The sequence below is a fragment of the Gemella sp. 27098_8_92 genome, from assembly GCF_041433685.1.
Taxonomy (GTDB): domain Bacteria; phylum Bacillota; class Bacilli; order Staphylococcales; family Gemellaceae; genus Gemella.
Genome location: NZ_JAPWBZ010000009.1, coordinates 42,878 through 63,098, shown reverse-complemented (window position 1 = coordinate 63,098; position 20,221 = coordinate 42,878). Strand labels below are relative to the sequence as shown.

The following is a 20,221-nucleotide window of genomic DNA, read 5'->3' as shown; positions in this document are numbered from 1 at the left end:
ATTTCTTCAAAGATGGTAAGAAGTATACAGGTTGGGGAAAAGATAATGCCGGAGAACACTACTATGTAAATGGAAAATATGCAAATGGCCAATACAACGGTAAAAATTATGTAAATGGAAAAGAAGGAAATCCAAATGGATATGTAAATAATTTATTTTACAGCAATAATAAATTAGCGAATAGTTGGCATGATGATGGAAGCGACTGGTATTTCTTTAAAGATGGAAGAAAATATACAGGTTGGGGAATAGATGGAAACGGAGAACGTTACTATGTAAATGGAAAATATGCGAATGGTAAATACAATGGTAAAAACTATGTAAATGGTGAAGAAAAAGAAGGTAATGTTTACTCTGGTTACTATAAAGTAGTATCACTATATATTCCGGTATATGATGCGAACGGAAATATTTTATCACATGTATCTAAAGATACAATTTTATTTAGAGATAATAGAGCTAGCGTTGGAGGAAGAATTCCAGTTCAAGTAGCAGGATTAACAGGATATGTGAATCCATCACAAGTTCAAGAGGTAAATTCTAGTACTACATTTATTCCAGATTATGTTAGTGATGGTAAATATGTTTATCATAGATATTCACAATATAGTAAGGTAATGGTTGCATATCATAATTCTAATATGGTAGTAGGAAAATCTTATTACTCAGCAGATGGAATTGATTTTGGAACTTTCAAATTGGATCATCCATTCCAATTTAGCAACTTAAGATCAAAAACAAATTATACAGCAGCAGATTTAGATAGATTATATAGCTTAATGGGAGCTGGCGATAGTAGATTAGCAGGTAAAGGTGCTACATTTAAGGCTGCTGAAGAAAAGTATGGTGTTAATGCATTGTATCTAGTAGCACATAGTGCTTTAGAAAGTGCGTGGGGAAGAAGCAAAATTGCTAGAGATAAAAATAATTTCTTTGGTATTTCAGCTTATGATAATAATCCATATAATGCAGCAACTAAATTTGACAATGTTGATGCTGGTATTTTAGGTGCAGCACGTTGGATTAATGAAAAATATTTATCAAAATCAACATATCCTGCACATGGAGCTTACCTAGGAAATAAAGCAGGAGGGATGAATGTTAACTACGCAACAGCACCGTATTGGGGAGAATCAATAGCTAGTATAATGTTTTCAGCTAATGAAAAATTAGGTAGAAAAGATGGATAATACAAGTTTAGCTAGATTAGATTTAATCTAGCTTGCTTTTTGATGAGGTGAAAAGAATGTTAGTATCGGTGGTAGTCGGTCTTCTGAATGAAGAAAAATTTCTTCCTAGATTGATAGAAGATTTTAAAAATCAAACTTATCCCCACAATAAAATAGAGTTAATATTTATTGATGGAATGTCGAAGGACACTAGCTGGCAGATATTAGAGGATTTTAAACAAAGTAATCATGATTTTTATAATGTAGTTCTGTTGAAAAATCCTAAGGTTATTTTATCTGCAGGAATGAATGTTGGTATAAAAGCAGCAAATGGTGAGTGTATTTTGAAGGTAGATTGTCATTCACATATTACAGATAACTTCATAGAGAATAATGTAAAAGTTATAGAAGAAGGAGAGTATGTGTGTGGAGGGCCTAGACCTAATATTATAGAAAATGAGGATAATCTTAGCAAAACATTACTTTTAGTCGAAGAAAATATATTTGGTAGTGGAATAGCTAATTATAGAAAAGAAACTTCTAAAAGGTATGTAAATTCTGTTTTTCAGGGAATGTATAGAAAAAAAGTTTTTGAAAAGGTAGGATTATTAGACGAGAAGGTTGGGCGTGTAGAAGACAATGAACTGCACTATCGTATAAGAAAAAATGGGTATAAAATACGATATAGCAATAATATAGTATCTTATCAATATACCCGACCAACAATAAAGAGGATGCTGAAGCAAAAATATTCTAATGGTTATTGGATAGGAAAAGTTAGTCATGTCTATCCAAAAGCTTTTTCGATTTTTCATTTTATTCCATTAATTTTCGTATTGGCAATTATTTTTAGCTTAATAGTGATTCCTATTACTAAACTGTTTATATTATTATTAAGTGGAGCATATTTATTATTTACTTTCATAATTACATTAATAACGATTATAAATAATAAGTTTAATATTACTTTATTATTGGTGCCGATACTATTATTTTTAGTCCATACCTATTATGGAGTAGGAACATTAGTAGGATTGATAAAAGGATTCAACTGGAAGAAAACATATTATAAATAATAAAAAAGAGAGATAAGGAATTGTAACCTATCTCTCTTTTAATTGTAATTAACTTGTAACGTAGTATACAAGGGAAAGATGGTATAATATAAGATGCATTGATAGAGAAAAAACAATAGTTCGAGTAGGAGATAGAGAATTTATGAGAAACAATATAAAAATAGGAATAGGAGCACTAGCAGTTTTAGCAACACCATTTGCAGTAGGAGAAGTTTCTGGAAATGAAGCACAAGCAGAATATAAAGGACAATTATTTTATAATTCAAATAAATTAGCGAACTGGTGGTATGATGACGGAAGTGACTGGTATTTCTTCAAAGATGGTAAGAAGTATACAGGTTGGGGAAAAGATAATTCCGGAGAACACTACTATGTAAATGGAAAATACGCAAATGGCCAATATAACGGTAAAAATTATGTAAATGGAAAAGAAGAAAGTGTAAAAGAAGGCTACTCAAATAACCTATTTTACAGTAACAACCGTTTAGCAAACTGGTGGTATGATGATGGAAGTGACTGGTATTTCTTCAAAGATGGTAAAAAATATACAGGTTGGGGAAAAGATAATGCTGGAGAACACTACTATGTAAATGGAAAATATGCAAATGGCCAATACAACGGTAAAAATTATGTAAACGGGAAAGAAGAAAGTGTAAAAGAGGGATACTCAAATAACCTATTTTACAGTAACAACCGTTTAGCGAACTGGTGGCATGATGACGGAAGCGACTGGTATTTCTTCAAAGATGGTAAGAAGTATACAGGTTGGGGAAAAGATAATGCCGGAGAACACTACTATGTAAATGGAAAATATGCAAATGGCCAATACAACGGTAAGAATTATGTAAACGGGAAAGAAGAAAGTGTAAAAGAGGGCTACTCAAATAACCTATTTTACAGTAACAACCGTTTAGCGAACTGGTGGCATGATGACGGAAGCGACTGGTATTTCTTCAAAGATGGTAAGAAGTATACAGGTTGGGGGAAAGACAATGCTGGAGAACATTACTATGTAAATGGAAAATATGCAAATGGCCAATACAACGGTAAGAATTATGTAAACGGGAAAGAAGAAAGTGTAAAAGAGGGCTACTCAAATAACCTATTTTACAGCAATAATAAATTAGCGAATAGTTGGCATGATGATGGAAGCGACTGGTATTTCTTTAAAGATGGAAGAAAATATACAGGTTGGGGAATAGATGGGAACGGAGAACGTTACTATGTAAATGGAAAATATGCGAATGGTAAATACAATGGTAAAAACTATGTAAATGGTGAAGAAAAACAATATGAAGGATCACTAGAGAGTATTTTAAACATTGCCCGTAATTATCTTGGGGTACAATCAGGAAGTGCAGAACACAAAAAAATAGTTGATGCATATAACTCTGTTGATCCAAAACCTGTAGGGTATACTGCAAAATATTCAGATGATTGGTGTGACATTTTTGTAACTACAGTATTCCAACAAGCAGGACTTAGTGATTTAATAGGTCGTGAATGTGGGGTTCAACGCCATATTGGAATAATGGAGAAAAAAGGAATTTGGAAAGGCATGACTCAACCAAAAGTAGGGGATATAGTAACCTTCGACTGGGACGGTGGTGGTTGGGCAGACCATATCGGTATAGTAGAATCTGTAAATAATGGAGTAATTACTACTATAGAAGGAAATTCAGCCCAGTATTCAGGGGATACAGCACCAACAAAAGTAAATAGAAAAACCTACGCTTGGAATTCTCGCTATATCAAGGGATATGCAAGACCAAATTATTAAAAATTAAGATTTTAAGAGATAAAAGGCGAATTTTGATGATTATCAAGTTCGTCTTTTTTATAATAATTAGAATTTGTTTAAAATTTAAAATCATAGTATAATATAAAAATATTGTAAGAATAAATTTGAAAATTGAGGCGTTAGGAGGTGTACACTATGAAAAAAATTATCGGAGCTACTATTATTTTTAGTTTAGTCTTTAGTATCTCTGCAGAGGTAAAAGCAGAATGGTTAAAAGACCAACAAGGTAAATGGGTTTACTATGAAAATATATCGAATCAACTGAGCTATGGTAATAACAAACTAGTTGTACAACCTATAAAACTTCCTCAATATTATCAGGCGGATGCTCGCTGGGGGAATAAAAGATATGGTATATCTAATTTGAGAATTACTGGTTGTGTACCAACATCATTGGCGATGGTTATTTCGGGGCTTGTAAAAGATGTTACTCCTGTTCAGGTTGCGGACTACATTTACGATACAACGTTGGAAATGAATACCACATTTATGGGGACATCAAGTATAGGAGCATGCGATGCAATTACCTACTGGGGGTTGAGATATCAAGTGATAGCCTCAAAGGAAGATTTAATAGCCGCTCTTAAAGATGGTAAGATAGTTTATGGTGCAGTTGGGCATGGTCTTTTTGTTAAGGGGTATAGCACCCATGCGATAATACTGAGTGGATATGACCATGGTAAAACAAAAGCGATAGATCCGGATAATATGGAAAAAACAAATCGTTGGTATAGTGTTGACGATATTTGGAATGAACGTAGTCTAGAATTAGAGGATAATGCCGTAGGTGGTCCTTTTATGGCAGTTTATAAATAGAAATTAATAAAAAGCTTAAGATAATATTGTACCGGCCCTAAAAAGTTAGACTTTTTGAGGATGATTAATTATTCTAAGCTTTTTATTATATTAATTGTAGTTATAAAATGCTTTATTCATCAAATCCGTTTGGATGTTTACTTTGCCAACGCCATGAGTCCTCACACATGCGTTTAACATCATATAAAGCTTCCCAACCAAGCTCCTCTTTTGCTTTTGTAGCATCAGCATAACATGCAGCGATATCCCCTGCACGACGTGGTCCGATAACATAAGGTAAGTCACGTCCAACAGCAGCTGAAGCACTCTTAATTATATCTAGAACAGAGTAACCTATACCTGTACCTAGATTATACTTAGTAAGGCCACTACCTTTCTCTAATTTTTTAAGTGCAGCTACATGTCCACGTGCTAAGTCTACTACGTGAATATAGTCACGTACCCCTGTTCCATCGTGAGTATCGAAGTCATTACCAAAAACATTAACTTTTTCTAATTTTCCAACAGCAACTTGCATAACATAAGGAAGTAGGTTGTTAGGAATTCCTTTAGGATCTTCACCTAAATCTCCACTTTCATGTGCTCCGATTGGATTGAAGTAACGTAAAAGAACGATATTCCACTCGTTATCGGCTTTATAAATATCACCTAGAATTTCTTCTAGCATTAGTTTAGTACGTCCATAAGGGTTAGTTACTGATAATGGGAAGTCCTCTTTAATAGGAAGTGCATGAGGATCTCCATATACTGTTGCAGAAGAACTGAATATAATATTTTTACAATTATTTTTTTCCATAACTCGACAAAGAGTAGTAGATCCTGCAATATTATTATCATAATATTTAAGAGGTAGTTGGCATGATTCTCCAACCGCTTTTAATCCGGCGAAGTGAATTACTCCAAAAATATTTTGTTCTTTTTCAAAAACCTCATTTAATTTTTCTTCGTCACGAACATCAACTTCATAAAAAGTTACTTTTTTTCCTGTAACACGTTCTACTACTTCTAAACTTTTTTCACTAGCGTTGTATAAATTATCTACAACAACTACTTCATTTCCATTATTTAATAATTCAATACAAGTGTGAGAACCGATAAATCCAGCTCCCCCTGTTACTAAGATTTTAGTCATATCAATTTTACTCTCGTAAATACGAGTCCTTTCTATGATTTATATTTATAATTTTAAAGGAAGGAGGGATAAGTGTCAATGAAAAAGTGGGAAAGGGAATAAAGATATACAGGATACTAGCATTTTCATTATCTCATTTCAGTTTACAAACTTTATTAAGTATAGTAAAATCTAGTAGTAAATAATAGTGGTTATTTTAGGAGATAGATTAATGAGAAAAAATATGAAATTAGGAGTTGGATTGCTAACAGTTTTGGCAACTCCAATAGTTATAAATACAATTGATAGTAATGAAGCACAAGCAGAATATAAAGGGCAATTATTTTATAATTCAAATAAATTAGCAAATTGGTGGTATGATGATGGCCAAGATTGGTACTTCTTTAAGGATGGCAAAAAACATACAGGATTAGCAAGTGATAATTCAGGGCAAAAATACTTTGTAAATGGAAAATATGCAAACTGGTGGTATGATGATGGTCAGGATTGGTACTTTTTTAAAGATGGTAAGAAGTATACAGGTTGGGGCAAAGACAATGCTGGAGAACATTACTATGTAAATGGAAAATATGCAAGCGGGGTATTTGAAGGAAGAACGTATAAAGACGGAAAAGAAGAAAAAGCAACTAACAGTACACCGGTAAGAGGATATAATAAAGGTTTATACTATGTAGACAGTAAACTTGCAAACTGGTGGTATGATGATGGCCAAGATTGGTACTTCTTCAAAGATGGAAAAAAACACACGGGATTAGCAAGTGATAATTCAGGACAGAAATACTTTGTAAACGGGAAATATGCAAATGGTTTGTATAATAGTAAAAATTATATAGACGGTAAAGAAATAAAAGTTATAGAAAATGGTTATTCAGAAGGTATCTTTTTTGCAAACAGTAAACCAGCAAACTGGTGGTATGATGATGGTCGAGATTGGTATTTCTTCAAAGAAGGTAAAAAGTATACTGGTTGGGGAAAAGATAATGCAGGAGAGCATTATTTTGTCAATGGAAAATATGCAAATGGTCAATATAATAGTAAGAACTATGTTAATGGAAAAATTTCTGCAAACACCCAACCTCTTAATATGCCTCAATATTATCAAGGTGATTTTCGTTGGGGAAATAAATACTATGGACTTTCAACTATGAGAAATACAGGATGTGTACCAACATCGTTAGCTATAGCCTTTTCAGGTTTAGGAAAACAAGTTAAACCTACTGATGTAGCAGATGTAATTTATTATAATACTAATGAGTTTAACAAACGAGAAATAGGTACTTCAGGTAGAGGAGCAGCTTATGCAATTCGTCATTATGGATTTAACTATAGTGTGATTCAATCAAAAGAACAATTAGTTCAAGCATTGCAAAGTGGTCGTCCAGTATTTGCAGCGATGGCGAATGGTTATTTTGTAAAAGGAAATTATTATACTCATGCAGTAATTTTAAGTGGTTATCAAAATGGGAAAACAAAAGCAATGGATCCAAATAATGCTTATACTACTGGAAAATGGTATGATGTAGATAATATTTGGAATCAACGTAGTTTTGATCCAGCGGATACAGTAATGGGTGGATCATTTATGATGATTGGAAATAACTAATTTAATAAAAACTAGTCTGAAATTTGATGAAAAATATTAGCTAGAAGTTAGAGTTCTTGTTTAACTTTTAGAAAATGACGAAATTAGATTTTAAGACTGGTTTTTATTTATTGTACAAAGTATAGATTTAACGTACCTTTTCCATTTCGGTTGTTGCTAAATAAGGGTAAAATTGGTATACTATAGAGTATAGAACTTGTAGAGCGAAGGAGTGTGCTAAATTTATGGTATATAACCACAGAGTTATTGAGAGAAAATGGCAAAAATATTGGGATGAAAATAAAACATTTAAGACATTAGATGATCATACTAAAGAGAAATTTTATGCATTAGATATGTTCCCTTATCCATCTGGAGCAGGGCTTCACGTAGGGCACCCAGAAGGATATACAGCGACTGATATCTTAAGTCGTTATAAAAGAGCAAACGGATATAATGTTCTTCATCCAATGGGGTGGGATGCATTTGGATTGCCTGCTGAACAATATGCACTAGATACAGGAAATGATCCGAGAGAATTTACAAAACAAAATATTGATACGTTCCGTCGTCAAATTAAAGAGCTAGGATTTTCTTATGATTGGGATCGTGAGGTAAATACAACGGATCCTAATTATTATAAATGGACACAATGGATTTTTAAAAAGCTTTATGAAAAAGGGCTTGCTTATGTTGATGAAGTGCCTGTAAACTGGTGCCCTGCATTAGGCACAGTGCTTTCTAATGAAGAGGTTATCGATGGTAAGTCAGAGCGTGGTGGACACCCTGTTGAGCGTCGCCCAATGCGTCAATGGGTACTTAAAATTACTGATTATGCAGAACAACTATTGCAAGACTTAGATATTCTTGATTGGCCTGAAAGCCTTAAAGCAATGCAACGCAACTGGATTGGGAAATCTGTTGGTGCGGAGATTGACTTCAAAATAGAAGGAACAGATGAAAGTTTCACAGTATTTACTACACGTGCTGATACTGTTTTTGGAGTATCTTACTGTGTACTTGCACCTGAACATAAACTTGTTGAAAAAATTGTTACTGAGGGACAAAAAGCTGCAGTAGATGAGTATTTAGATATTGTTAAACGTAAATCTGACCTTGAAAGAACGGATCTTAATAAAGATAAAACTGGTGTTTTTACGGGGGCTTATGCAATTAATCCTGTAAATGGTGAAAAAGTAGAGCTTTGGATTGCAGATTATGTACTTGCTTCTTATGGAACGGGTGCGGTTATGGCTGTTCCTGCACATGATGAGCGTGACTTTGAGTTTGCGACTAAATTTAATCTAGAGATTACACCTGTTATTGAGGATAATGGTGAAGTAGTAGTGCCGTTCTATGGTGATGGGCTACACATCAATTCTGGATTTATTAATGGGCTTAATAATGAAGATGCAATTGCAAAAGTTATTGAATTTTTAGAAGAAAATAATGTTGGACGTAGTAAAGTTACATATAAACTACGTGATTGGCTATTCTCAAGACAACGTTATTGGGGAGAACCTATTCCGATTATCCACTGGGAAGATGGGACTATGACAACGGTACCTGATAGCGAACTTCCACTATTACTTCCTGAAACTGATAATATCAAACCTTCAGGAACAGGGGAATCACCACTTGCGAATATCGAAGAGTGGTTGAATGTAGTTGATCCTGAAACTGGTAAAAAAGGTAAACGTGAAACTAACACAATGCCTCAATGGGCTGGTTCTTGTTGGTACTACCTACGTTATATCGATCCACACAATGATGAAATGTTCGCGGATCCAGAAAAACTAAAATACTGGTTACCAGTAGATGTTTATATTGGTGGAGCGGAGCATGCGGTTCTTCATTTACTATATGCTCGTTTCTGGCATAAAGTTCTTTACGATTTAGGGCTAGTACCGAGTCGTGAGCCATTCCAAAAACTATTCAACCAAGGTATGATTCTTGCTGAAGGAAAAGATGGGCGTCCAGAAAAAATGTCTAAATCTAAAGGTAATGTAGTAAACCCTGATGATATTATCGTATCACATGGTGCTGATACATTACGTGTTTATGAAATGTTTATGGGGCCATTAGACGCATCTATAGCATGGAGTGAAAATGGTCTTGACGGATCACGTCGTTTCTTAGATCGAGTTTACCGTTTATTCGTTGATGAAGAAACAGGAAAAGTAAACGATAAAGTTTTAGATAAAGATAATGCTGAATTAGAAGTTAGCTACAACTATACTGTGAAAAAAGTATCAGAAGATATCGAAGTTCTTGGTTTCAATACTGCAATTTCACAACTTATGGTATTTGTAAATGATTGTTACAAAGCTGAATATATTCCACGTAAATATGCATTAGGATTTATTCAACTACTTGCACCATTTGCACCGCACCTAGCAGAAGAAATGTGGGAAATCTACGGTAATACTGAATCAGTTTCATATGTAGCATGGCCAACATTTGATGAAACAAAACTTGTAAGTGATACAGTAGAAATAGTTGTTCAACTTATGGGTAAAGTTAAAACAAAATTAGACGTTAAAAAAGATTTAACGCCAGCAGAACTAGAGAAAACTGTTCTTGCTAATGAAGAAGTAAAAGTTCTAATTGAAGGTAAACAAGTAATGAAAGTTATCGTTGTGCCTGGAAGATTGGTAAATATCGTAGCAAAATAGGAGAGTAATAATGGAAGAATTAATCTACAATATTGTAAGTGAAATAGTTGAACATAAAGACGAAATCAAAATCGAAAAATTTGTTAAAAATGCGCGAGAGCATTATATACTAACTGTTCATCCAGATGATTGCGGTCGTGTAATTGGGAAAAAAGGAACAGTTATTAATGCAATTCGTACAGTATTAAACTCAACTACATTTAACAAAAAAGTTTATTTAGATTTAGTCGAGTAATATAAATAGATTTTACAATAAAAATCCGAAAGGCTACGAGTTTTTCGGATTTTTTGTAGGATATAGAGATAAATACAATTTTATATAGGAGGATGTATTATGGAAAAAGTTGCTAAAGGGTATGTAATAGAAGATAGTAAAGTAAAAATACTGTTTACAAATAGAACTGTTGATGCGAAAAATTTGGAAGATGTTAAGAGAATTTGTGAGGAATATAATTTTAATTATACTGATTTAATGTATAATACTCAAGTTCATGGTGCAACTGTAAGGATTATAAAGACTATAGATGATAAAGAAAATAACGGAGAAGAAGCCGATGGCTTACTTACTTCTTTAAAAAATGTACCATTGCTTATTTTTACTGCGGATTGTGTACCATTAGTTTTTTATGACGGTGAAAAAAGGGTTGTTGGACTTGCACATGCGGGGTGGCGAGGGACTTATGATAATATAGCCGGGGAAATAGTGGAAATTTTAATAAAAGATTATAAGTGTATAAAAGAAAATATTAAAGTGATAATAGGACCATCGGTATCGGGAGACAACTATGAAGTGTCGTATGAACTTGTAGAAAAATTTGCGGTTTATAATATAGATAATTATTATAAAAAATGTGGAGAGAAGTATTATTTAGATTTGTGGGCTATAAACAAAGGATTGTTAAAATGTGCAGGAATTTTAGAAGAAAATATTACAGTTACTAATTTCTGTACAGTAAAAGATAATAATCAATTCTTCTCGTATCGTTTAGATAATGCTACAACGAAGAGAATAGGAACATTTATACAACTGAAGTAAGGTTATGTATTAAGAAATGAGGTAATAGGGTGGATAAAGATATAAGATTAGTAGAACAAATAGCGACGTTTAAAAGACTTCCGAAAGGGGATGATCGTTGGCGCGTAGCATTCTACTATATTGCAAAAGAATTTTGGGATTTAGAAGAAGTCTTCGTCATAATAGATAAGACACTATATGAAGAGCAAGGATTAAAAATCCCGGTATTTAGAGAATATAAAGAAGCTCAAGGGTTTCAGATTTTTTCAAGTTATAATAAGGCTTATGAGTTTGTGGAAAAGCAAGGTGAGCTATTTGTAACAAAGGATAAAAAGAAACTAATTGGATGTATAAATAAAGAGAACTTCCAAAGAATATTTGTTCCGTTTTTCGCCGAGCAGAAATTCAACTACCTATTAAATGAAGATGAAGGGTTATTTGCTGATACATTTGAAAGACTATTAGCGGTAATGGAAGCAGACGAGGAATATATAGTAGATAAAGAACAAGAGCAATACCTGAAAGAAGGAAATATTCAGAAATTCTTTGCGGATATATGTGAAAAATATATCGTATTGATATAAAGTCTTTGCGGTAAATAACAAACACCAAAAGTTAGATAATATTCAAATAACTTTTGGTGTTTATTACTTTAATTTTTTCTGCTATCTATTACGTAGTTTATAGCGAATACAATAGCGATGCATAATATAACGATATATAGTGTGTAGTCTGTATAGTTCATATTGCCTTTAATATTTACCAAATAACTCTGAATGCTAAATGGTAAAAAGATAGAAACAATAAAACTAATTGTTCTTTCACGCCAAAATATTAAGGTCAGCAAAGTGAATATAATAATTGTAAGGATAAAATAAGCTATTCTAGGCACTTCAATAAAGAAACTTTCTGGTTTTGGAAGTGGATTATAATAGAAGAAAATTATTCCTAAAAGAACAAGAACCAAGGTTATTCCGTTGCGTTCACGTTCTGAACTTTTTATTATATCTTTAATTAGAAGTAGATAACCTGCTACAATCAGCGAAATAAATAACCCTAAAATCATGAGAAGGTTAGCTATATTAAGTTTTTGATTAAGATCAAAATTTATGTTGAATGTATATAAAAACATAAAAATTAGAAATGACACTGCAAAGATAGTAAAATACTTGTTGATTTTCATAAAAAACCTCATTAGAATAAATAATAGATTACATTTATATTGTATCATTATACAATAAGTTCAATATAGAGAAAAAGTTGATTTCTTATATGTTGCAACTAGTTTTCTTTTTATCTATAATAAATATTAGGTATATTATATCATTAAGCCAAAATTTAAACAAGGAGAGGAAAATGTTTCATAATATCCAATATAAGAGAACTCATATCTTGCTTACTATTGTACAAATTATTTTAGTTGGTATGATCTTAGGATGGTACTATTTTTCTGAGAGAAAAATGGGTATGATAAGGAACATTTTTTTAGGAATGTCTACAAGTTTCCTAAGTATTTCACGGTTACTAATATAAGGATGTTACTTGTGATTATGATAGTATTTGCCCTAATTTAGTTGGCGCCAATTATAAAATATAAAAAGTTTATTTTTACTTTTGGTATAAATTTGGCATTAATATTAGGGGTGGGATATATAGCATTAAACTATAATGCGGATAAAGTATTTATCTACTATATTATAATTTTTTGTAGCTTATTTAATTTAACTAGATTTTTACAATTTTTAACGTTAAAATTCAAATAAAAAAACAGGAGAGCAATCTAAAGATAGTAGGGTTGTGCCCCTTTTTTTATTTACAGAAAATATTAAGTTAATTTAAACTCTCCTTTAAACTTTGTTTAAGCTGTTGTTGATAAGATGTAATTGTAAATTAAGAAATTTAATATAAAAAATTAATTAGTCTCATTAATAATTTAAACGTTTAAACAGTTATATTGTGGAGGTACAATAAATGGAAGATAAAAGAAATAATAATTTAGAAAATCATAATATGTCGAGTAATAATACAAATAATGAAGAATTTAATAGATATGATAATCAACAAGAGTTTAAAGATATGAACTATAATGATACTGGGTATACGGATACTGAATATACAGAAGCAGAATATAGAGAATTGGATAAGGAACGATACAGAGATAGTAGCTATGGAGATAGATTTGATAATGATGATCAACAATTACCGCCAAAAGATAATAAAAATTATGGAAAACTATTTTTAACGGTTTTTGCTGCATTCGCCCTTGGTGCAACTAGTGTTTTTGGAGCACAAGCGGTAATGGGTACAGGGAAAGCTTTAACTTCTTCAGTAACAGCGACAAAAGAAGATAAAGATAATCAGCAAACTACGGTTAATGCTATCTCAAAGGCAAAAGATGCTGTTGTATCTATTGTTAACTATCAGAGAGTGTCAAATAACAATTTAGATTCGATTTTAGGAGGTAATTCTTCTAAACGTTCAAAATATGGTTCTAGTAATGACGATTCTAGTGACTCTGGTGATTTAAAACCTGCATCAAGTGGAAGCGGGGTTATTTACAAAAAATCAGGGAATACAGCTTATATTGTAACTAATAATCATGTAGTAAATGGAGCTAAAAAATTATCGGTTATTTTAAGTGATGGAACTAATGTAACAGCAGAGGTAGTGGGTACAGATGTTTGGACTGACCTTGCTGTATTGAAAATCAAAGCTGATAACGTTAAAACAACTATGGATTTCGCAGATAGCGATAAAATAGCTGTAGGGGAAACTGCCTTTGCAATAGGATCGCCATTAGACGTAACTTTATCAAATACGGTAACTAAAGGTATAGTTTCAGCGGTAAATCGCCAAATACCTATGGATATTGATGGTGATGGGGTTAACGATTGGAATCAAACGGTTATCCAAACAGATGCGGCTATTAACCCCGGTAACAGTGGAGGGGCGCTGATTAATAATGAAGGTAAACTTATAGGTATTAATGAATCGAAAATTGCCAAAGCATCAAATAATGTTTCAGCAGAAGGAATTGGTTTCGGTATACCATCTAATGAAGTAAAATTAATAACAGAACAATTGGAGAAATCTGGCAAAGTTATGCGTCCAGCATTAGGTGTGCAACTTGTTTCGGTTAATACGCTAGATAGTGATACTGTACAATCTCAATTAAACTTTAATGGAAAACAAGGTGTTGTTATTCGTTCGGTTGAAAGCAATACTCCAGCAGCGCAAGCAGGTCTAGAGAAGTATGATATTATTACTAAAATAAATGGCCAAGAAATAAAAGATGTTGCATCGGTAAGAAAATACTTATTTGAAAAAACGAAAATAGGGGATACTATTAAAGTAACATATTATAGAAATGGGAAAGAGCGTACAGCTAATGTAGTAGTTCAGGCATTGAATACAAGATAGTAATAAATATCAGTAAAGAGATACATGCTCTCTCTATTATGTTTGATAAATGTTTGAAAATCTAGGTTTGTTAATAGGGGAACATTATATTATCAATGAATTTATTTGTATAATAGAATTTTAAGAATGATAAAATGTTGGAAATATAGTTTGATTGACTTGTGAAATTTGCAAAAATATATAAAACGTGATATGATTAGTTTGTTAAATTTTAGAAGTATAGGTGAATAATATATGAAAAAAGTAAGAAAAGCAATAATACCAGCTGCTGGGTATGGAACAAGATTTTTACCAGCAACTAAAGCATTACCAAAAGAAATGCTACCAATAATTGATACACCTACTATTCAATATATAGTAGAAGAGGCGGTAAAAGCTGGGATTGAAGATATAATAATTGTAACAGGAAAACAAAAAAGAGCGATTGAAGATCATTTTGATAGAAACGTAGAATTAGAAGTAGAGTTAGAAAATAAAGGAAAATTAGAAATGTTGGAAAAAGTAAAATATCCAACAACATTAGCTAATATCCACTATGTTCGTCAGAAAGAAATGGCAGGATTAGGAGATGCAATTCTAACTGCACGTAGCTTTATAGGTGATGAGCCATTCGCTGTTTTACTTGGGGATGATATTGTAATTAATGATGAAAAACCGGCGATAAAACAACTTATAGACGAGAGTGAACGCACAGGGTGCTCTGTTATTGGGGTTCAAACTGTTCCCGAAAATCAGACACATCGTTATGGGGTTATAGCTCCTAAAGGACAAGACGGGAAACTTTACGAAGTAGAAACTTTTGTAGAAAAACCTGCTCCAGGTACAGCGCCATCGAACTTAGCTATTATGGGGCGTTATGTTCTTAATCCGGGAATTTTCAAACATTTAGCTAAAAAACAAGTTGGTGTCGGAGGAGAAGTTCAACTCACAGATGCTATTCAAATGTTAAACGAAGAAGAAAATGTTTATGCTTATGACTTTGAAGGTAAACGTTACGATGTAGGCGAAACTATTGGATTTGTTAAAACTACTATTGACTTTGCGCTAAAAAGTGATTTGAAAGATGAGCTAGTACCTTACTTGAAAGAAAAATTAGCGGAATTAGAATAATAAACATTAAAAACAGCTTTTGGAAATATAACAAAAGCTGTTTCTTTTTTAAATAGTGCCTACAAAAATATTGCAGGCACTGTTTTTCTATTTATAATCATTTTTTGAATCTGGTTTTGATTCTTTATCTTTGTTAAATTTTCCTATGGATGAAGTGCTATATTAGATAGAATTTTTAAGATGTCCACCATTTTTGATACCATTTGTTTTAAAACTGTTATATGCTTCATGGCTACGTGTATCAACGAATTTATACTTGCTACTCCCTAAATTTTTTGTGAAATTATCTAAAGAAATAGTGTTACTTTCCTTTTTTCCGCCTTGACTTGTATTGACATCTTTTGTAGAACACCCACTTAACACAAGACAGGAAGCAAGAAAAATTGCTCCTATTTTTTAAAAAGTTTTTCATTGTAATTTATGTGATAACCTGCCATGTTCCTCCTGTATTTTATCCAATTAATATTATAAATTATATTATTAAAAATGTAAATATAGATAGGAGGGTTACTCTAGTGAAGTAATAATTTAAAGATTGAACTATAAAACCTACATTATCAGTTTTATAGCGCTTAAGTGATAATATATTTCAATTAAAATCAAATTTTTTAAATACCAAAATAATATTATTCTCGATGTTAAAGCATTGAATTTATAATATTGACGTTATTTTTTGGCAACTAAGAAATGGAACTAAAAAAAGAAAACTATAATTTTTTTAAAAAAACCTTTGCAAAAAAAGTAGAACTGTTATACAATAAATATAGTAGAAGTTTTAGACTACTGCTTGTAAATAATTTCTGAAGAAAGGAGGAACAAAAATGATAGAGTTTGATGTTGAAAAAATACATATTCCGTTAAAACAACACGTAGGTGGACCATGTCAAGCTATTGTTAATGTGGGGGACCATGTTAAACGTGGACAACTTGTTGCTGTACCAGCTGGACTAGGAGCTAATATTCATGCTAGTTTGTCAGGGGTTGTTGAAGAAATAACTGAAATGGATATAGTTGTGAAACTAGATAAAGAACAAACAGATGATTACGTGAGATTAGAGAAAACAGATGATTATCTTCAGAAAATTAAAGATGCTGGTATCGTAGGTGTTGGTGGAGCAGGATTCCCAACTGGAATCAAATTCTCTACAAAAATTCCTGGAGGATATGTTATTGCTAATGCGGCTGAATGTGAACCTATTTTAGGACATAATGTTAAATTCATGGAAGAACATCCAGAGGTTGTTGTTCGTGGTTTAAAATATATTATGGAATTAACTGATGCTAAAGAAGGATATATTGCTATTAAAACAAAATATCGTAAAGCATTATTAGCATTAGGTAAAGCATGTAAAGATGAGCCGAACATTAGCGTGAAAATTTTACCTAATATGTACCCAGCAGGGGATGAACGTGTTATCGTGCGTGAAACATTAGGTGTGATTTTACAACCAGGTCAATTACCATTAGAAGCTAATGCAATTATCTCAAACGTTGAAACTATTAAACATGTAGTAAATGCTATTGAAGAAGACAAACCACTTATAGATAAGGATTTAACAGTAGGTGGACGTGTTCAAAATCCAAGTATTTTTATGGATGTGCCAATTGGATTACCAATTAGTGTATTTATAGAAAAAGCTGGTGGATATATTAATCCACATGGAGAAATAGTTCGTGGTGGACCATTTACAGGACGCCCAGCTAGAGAAGAAGAGCCTATTAACAAAACTACTGGTGGTTTACTAGTTGCTATGCCATACCCACAAGAAAAAGAAAAAGTAGGAATACTTATTTGTGAGTGTGGAGCTCAAGAAGAGCGTCTTCGCCAAATTGCCGATGGTATGGGAGCAGAAGTAGTTTCTGTTCAAATGTGTAAACGTATGAAACCTGATAAAAATGGAAGATTACGTTGTGAGTTGCCAGGTATTTGCCCAGGACAAGCGGAAAAAGTATTAAAAATGAAAAAAGATGGTGCGAAAGCTGTCATTGCTGGTACTTGTCAGGATTGAACTAACACCGTGACAGGTGTAGCTCCTAGGTTAGGAGTAAAAGTTTATCATAGTACCGACCATGTACTTCGTGCCACTGACCATCATTTATATAGAAGCTATAAAAGCTTAGAATTACACAATAAGAATTAATTTAGTTGGAGGTTAGAAGTAATGTCAATTACAGCAGAAACAGCGAAAGAACATTTAAACGACAAGGCGGTATTTTGTTGCAGAGCTGAGGAAGGTATCGTAATTAGTCCAGATAACTTAGAAGATCCAGGACTATTTGATGATTTAGTAGATTCAGGTCTATTATCTTTCCCAGATGATGCATTAACAATCGGACAAGTATTAGGTGCAAAATTATTAAAAACAACAGATGCTCTAATACCAATTACACCAAGCATTATTGATGCAGTGCAAGGTGGAGAAGAAAAAGCAGAAGAAGCAGTAGAAGAAGTTGTAGAAGCAGCGCCAGTTGCAGCAGCTCCTGTGGCAGAAGTTGCACCAGTTGCAGCTCCAGTAGCACAAGCTTCAGCACCAGCAGGTGTATTCAAACTTCAAATCGGAAAAGGGGAAAATATCAATTTAGAAATTCCTCTATCAGCATTTGCTGGGCAAGCAACATCAGCAGCACCAGCGGCAGCTCCAGCAGTAGAAGCTAAAGCAGTAGAAGTTAAAGCTGATGCAGCAGTTGCAGCAGAAGTAAAAGAAGAAAAAGTAGAAGGTGAATCAAAGTTCATCCGTTCTCTACACACTAAACACTACAAAATTGATAAAGTAGTTTTTGGAGAAAAAACTGAAATTCAAGGAACAACTTTAGTATTAAGAACTCCAGAAGATTTATGTAAAGAAGCTGCTGAGTCAGAAGAATTAGTAGAAGATGTTAAATTAGAAATCATCACTCCTGATAAATATGACACTTACAGTGAAACAATCATGGACGTTCAACCAATCGCGGTTAAAGAAGAGGGAGAAATCGGACATGGTATTACTCGTGAACTTAAAGGTGTAGTAATGGTTCTTACAGGAACTGATGCTAACGGAGTTCAAATCGGGGAATTCGGATCTTCTGAAGGTGAATTAGAACGTAACATTATGTGGGGACGTCCTGGTGCTCCAGATAAAGGTGAAATCTTCATTAAAGGTCAAGTAACAATTAAAGCAGGAGCTAACATGGAACGTCCAGGACCATTAGCAGCTCACAAAGCTTTCGACCATATTACAGAAGAAATTCGTAAAGCACTTAAAGAAGTAGAAGATGAAAGCCTAGTAGTAGGAAACATCAATATTGAACAATACCGTCACCCAGGAAACAAAAAAGTATTAATCGTTAAAGAAATCATGGGACAAGGTGCAATGCACGATAACTTAATTTTACCAGTTGAACCAGTAGGAACACTTGGTGCTAAACCAAACGTTGACCTTGGTAACTTACCAGTTATGCTTGCTCCAACAGAAGTATTAGACGGTGGTATCCACGCATTAACATGTATTGGACCAGCTTCTAAAGAAACTTCTCGTCACTACTACCGTGAACCATTAGTACTTGAAGCTATGGCTGACGAAGAAATTGACTTAGTAGGGGTATTACTAGTTGGATCACCTCAAGCTAACTCAGAAAAATTCTACGTATCTAAACGTGTTGGTATGACTATCGAAGCTATGGATATCGATGGAGCTATCGTAACAACTGAAGGATTTGGTAACAACCACATCGACTTCGCTTCACACATCGAAGAAATCGGTAAACGTGGAGTGTCAGTAGTTGGTATGACTTACTCTGCAGTACAAGGTGCCCTTGTAGTAGGTAACGAATACATGACAGCTATGGTTGATAACAACAAATCTAAACAAGGTATCGAAAACGAAATTCTTTCAAACAACACATTATGTAAAGAAGATGCTATCCGTGCTTTAGCAATGCTTAAAACACAAATGGGTGGTGGATCAATTAAAAAAGCTGAAAGAAAATGGAATCCAAACGTTAAATTAAATAACGTAGAAGTTATTGAAAAAACTACAGGACAAAAAGTAGAATTACTTGACAACGAACAAGTATTACCAAAATCTAAAAAACGTCAAGAAATCTACGAAAAAGAAGACTAAAATTTAAAAAGATAGGAAGTAAAAGTTATGATTGAAAAATTAAAATATGCATCTACAGAAAGAGTGTTCGAAGGGGTAATAGTTGATCATAACGATGCCAGTGTTACGATAGATATTAAAGGACGCTTAGGGCAATTTAAAATTCCTATGAGAATGCTAATTTCGGATTATCCAGTAAAAATCGGTCAAGAAGTTGCCTTTTTACTAAGTTATCCAGAAGTGCTTAGCGAAGAACCTGACGAACATTATGTAAATGCAATACTTAATACTAAAAAGTTAGAAGAAGAAGTAAAAAATAGAAAACAAAAAGAAGAAAAATAGTAGG

At 33.1% G+C, this 20,221-nt stretch carries 17 protein-coding genes; 14 read left to right on the top strand and 3 right to left on the bottom strand.

From position 1 onward, the window contains the following. From O3802_RS06975 to O3802_RS06960, 4 genes are all read left to right on the top strand, one after another. The coding region (locus O3802_RS06975) for an N-acetylglucosaminidase (protein WP_371458885.1) at positions 1-1,190 on the top strand (1,190 nt) is incomplete at its 5' end. Between the two features lie 56 nt (positions 1,191-1,246). Beyond that, a complete protein-coding gene (locus O3802_RS06970; RefSeq protein ID WP_371458884.1) occupies positions 1,247-2,245 on the top strand; it encodes a glycosyltransferase family 2 protein in 999 nt (332 codons plus the stop codon). 142 nt (positions 2,246-2,387) lie between these two features. Continuing rightward, positions 2,388-4,025, top strand: coding sequence for a CHAP domain-containing protein (locus O3802_RS06965; RefSeq protein ID WP_371458883.1), 1,638 nt, complete (start codon positions 2,388-2,390; stop codon positions 4,023-4,025). Between the two features lie 156 nt (positions 4,026-4,181). Continuing rightward, on the top strand, positions 4,182-4,862 hold the full coding sequence (locus O3802_RS06960) for a C39 family peptidase (RefSeq protein WP_371458882.1): 681 nt from the start codon (positions 4,182-4,184) through the stop codon (positions 4,860-4,862). 112 nt (positions 4,863-4,974) lie between these two features. Here the strand turns inward: O3802_RS06960 and galE are convergent, their stop codons facing one another. Then, the gene (gene galE / locus O3802_RS06955) at positions 4,975-5,994 is read right to left on the bottom strand and encodes a UDP-glucose 4-epimerase GalE (RefSeq protein ID WP_371458881.1); all 1,020 of its coding nucleotides are present in this window, start codon (positions 5,992-5,994) and stop codon (positions 4,975-4,977) included. A gap of 211 nt (positions 5,995-6,205) precedes the next feature. Between galE and O3802_RS06950 the strand changes: the two genes are divergently transcribed. The 5 genes from O3802_RS06950 to O3802_RS06930 all read left to right on the top strand — a co-directional run bounded on the left by O3802_RS06950 (position 6,206) and on the right by O3802_RS06930 (position 11,850). After that, positions 6,206-7,597, top strand: coding sequence for a C39 family peptidase (locus O3802_RS06950; RefSeq protein WP_371458880.1), 1,392 nt, complete (start codon positions 6,206-6,208; stop codon positions 7,595-7,597). 224 nt (positions 7,598-7,821) lie between these two features. Continuing rightward, on the top strand, positions 7,822-10,251 hold the full coding sequence (leuS, locus tag O3802_RS06945) for a leucine--tRNA ligase (protein WP_371458879.1): 2,430 nt from the start codon (positions 7,822-7,824) through the stop codon (positions 10,249-10,251). A 10-nt stretch (positions 10,252-10,261) separates the two neighbouring features. Next, positions 10,262-10,486, top strand: a complete 225-nt coding sequence (locus tag O3802_RS06940; RefSeq protein WP_371458878.1) for a KH domain-containing protein — start codon at positions 10,262-10,264, stop codon at positions 10,484-10,486. Between the two features lie 99 nt (positions 10,487-10,585). Next, a complete protein-coding gene (gene pgeF / locus O3802_RS06935; protein WP_371458877.1) occupies positions 10,586-11,287 on the top strand; it encodes a peptidoglycan editing factor PgeF in 702 nt (233 codons plus the stop codon). A 29-nt stretch (positions 11,288-11,316) separates the two neighbouring features. Next, positions 11,317-11,850, top strand: a complete 534-nt coding sequence (locus tag O3802_RS06930; protein ID WP_371458876.1) for a hypothetical protein — start codon at positions 11,317-11,319, stop codon at positions 11,848-11,850. A gap of 68 nt (positions 11,851-11,918) precedes the next feature. On the opposite strand, the gene O3802_RS06925 is transcribed toward O3802_RS06930, so the two are convergent. Then, the gene (locus O3802_RS06925) at positions 11,919-12,449 is read right to left on the bottom strand and encodes a hypothetical protein (protein WP_371458875.1); all 531 of its coding nucleotides are present in this window, start codon (positions 12,447-12,449) and stop codon (positions 11,919-11,921) included. A 788-nt stretch (positions 12,450-13,237) separates the two neighbouring features. Between O3802_RS06925 and O3802_RS06920 the strand changes: the two genes are divergently transcribed. Together O3802_RS06920 and galU are read left to right on the top strand one after the other, a co-directional pair. Further along, positions 13,238-14,686, top strand: coding sequence for a S1C family serine protease (locus tag O3802_RS06920; RefSeq protein ID WP_371458874.1), 1,449 nt, complete (start codon positions 13,238-13,240; stop codon positions 14,684-14,686). A gap of 234 nt (positions 14,687-14,920) precedes the next feature. Then, positions 14,921-15,796 carry a UTP--glucose-1-phosphate uridylyltransferase GalU gene (gene galU, locus O3802_RS06915; RefSeq protein WP_371458873.1) on the top strand — a complete coding sequence of 292 codons (876 nt, stop codon included), beginning with the start codon at positions 14,921-14,923 and terminating at the stop codon, positions 15,794-15,796. Between the two features lie 162 nt (positions 15,797-15,958). Here the strand turns inward: galU and O3802_RS06910 are convergent, their stop codons facing one another. Then, positions 15,959-16,159 (bottom strand): hypothetical protein, encoded by a 201-nt coding sequence (locus tag O3802_RS06910; protein ID WP_371458872.1) that lies wholly within the window; start codon positions 16,157-16,159, stop codon positions 15,959-15,961. 458 nt (positions 16,160-16,617) lie between these two features. Between O3802_RS06910 and prdC the strand changes: the two genes are divergently transcribed. From prdC to O3802_RS06895, 3 genes are all read left to right on the top strand, one after another. Then, complete coding sequence (gene prdC, locus O3802_RS06905) at positions 16,618-17,805, top strand: proline reductase-associated electron transfer protein PrdC (RefSeq protein WP_483299430.1); 1,188 nt, start codon at positions 16,618-16,620, stop codon at positions 17,803-17,805. A 153-nt stretch (positions 17,806-17,958) separates the two neighbouring features. Next, positions 17,959-19,896, top strand: coding sequence for a D-proline reductase (dithiol) proprotein PrdA (gene prdA, locus O3802_RS06900; protein WP_371458870.1), 1,938 nt, complete (start codon positions 17,959-17,961; stop codon positions 19,894-19,896). 27 nt (positions 19,897-19,923) lie between these two features. Continuing rightward, on the top strand, positions 19,924-20,217 hold the full coding sequence (locus O3802_RS06895; RefSeq protein ID WP_281666200.1) for a CBO2463/CBO2479 domain-containing protein: 294 nt from the start codon (positions 19,924-19,926) through the stop codon (positions 20,215-20,217). Positions 20,218-20,221 lie beyond the last annotated feature (4 nt).

What these genes read in the sequence shown, in the direction of transcription:
- O3802_RS06970 (WP_371458884.1), top strand. Translation starts at nt 1,247, where the DNA reads ATGTTAGTATCGGTGGTAGTCGGTCTTCTGAATGAAGAAAAATTTCTT.
- O3802_RS06895 (WP_281666200.1), top strand. Translation starts at nt 19,924, where the DNA reads ATGATTGAAAAATTAAAATATGCATCTACAGAAAGAGTGTTCGAAGGG.
- prdA (WP_371458870.1), top strand. Translation starts at nt 17,959, where the DNA reads ATGTCAATTACAGCAGAAACAGCGAAAGAACATTTAAACGACAAGGCG.
- O3802_RS06920 (WP_371458874.1), top strand. Translation starts at nt 13,238, where the DNA reads ATGGAAGATAAAAGAAATAATAATTTAGAAAATCATAATATGTCGAGT.
- O3802_RS06950 (WP_371458880.1), top strand. Translation starts at nt 6,206, where the DNA reads ATGAGAAAAAATATGAAATTAGGAGTTGGATTGCTAACAGTTTTGGCA.
- leuS (WP_371458879.1), top strand. Translation starts at nt 7,822, where the DNA reads ATGGTATATAACCACAGAGTTATTGAGAGAAAATGGCAAAAATATTGG.
- O3802_RS06925 (WP_371458875.1), bottom strand. Translation starts at nt 12,449, where the DNA reads ATGAAAATCAACAAGTATTTTACTATCTTTGCAGTGTCATTTCTAATT.
- galU (WP_371458873.1), top strand. Translation starts at nt 14,921, where the DNA reads ATGAAAAAAGTAAGAAAAGCAATAATACCAGCTGCTGGGTATGGAACA.
- galE (WP_371458881.1), bottom strand. Translation starts at nt 5,994, where the DNA reads ATGACTAAAATCTTAGTAACAGGGGGAGCTGGATTTATCGGTTCTCAC.
- O3802_RS06940 (WP_371458878.1), top strand. Translation starts at nt 10,262, where the DNA reads ATGGAAGAATTAATCTACAATATTGTAAGTGAAATAGTTGAACATAAA.
- pgeF (WP_371458877.1), top strand. Translation starts at nt 10,586, where the DNA reads ATGGAAAAAGTTGCTAAAGGGTATGTAATAGAAGATAGTAAAGTAAAA.
- O3802_RS06965 (WP_371458883.1), top strand. Translation starts at nt 2,388, where the DNA reads ATGAGAAACAATATAAAAATAGGAATAGGAGCACTAGCAGTTTTAGCA.
- prdC (WP_483299430.1), top strand. Translation starts at nt 16,618, where the DNA reads ATGATAGAGTTTGATGTTGAAAAAATACATATTCCGTTAAAACAACAC.
- O3802_RS06960 (WP_371458882.1), top strand. Translation starts at nt 4,182, where the DNA reads ATGAAAAAAATTATCGGAGCTACTATTATTTTTAGTTTAGTCTTTAGT.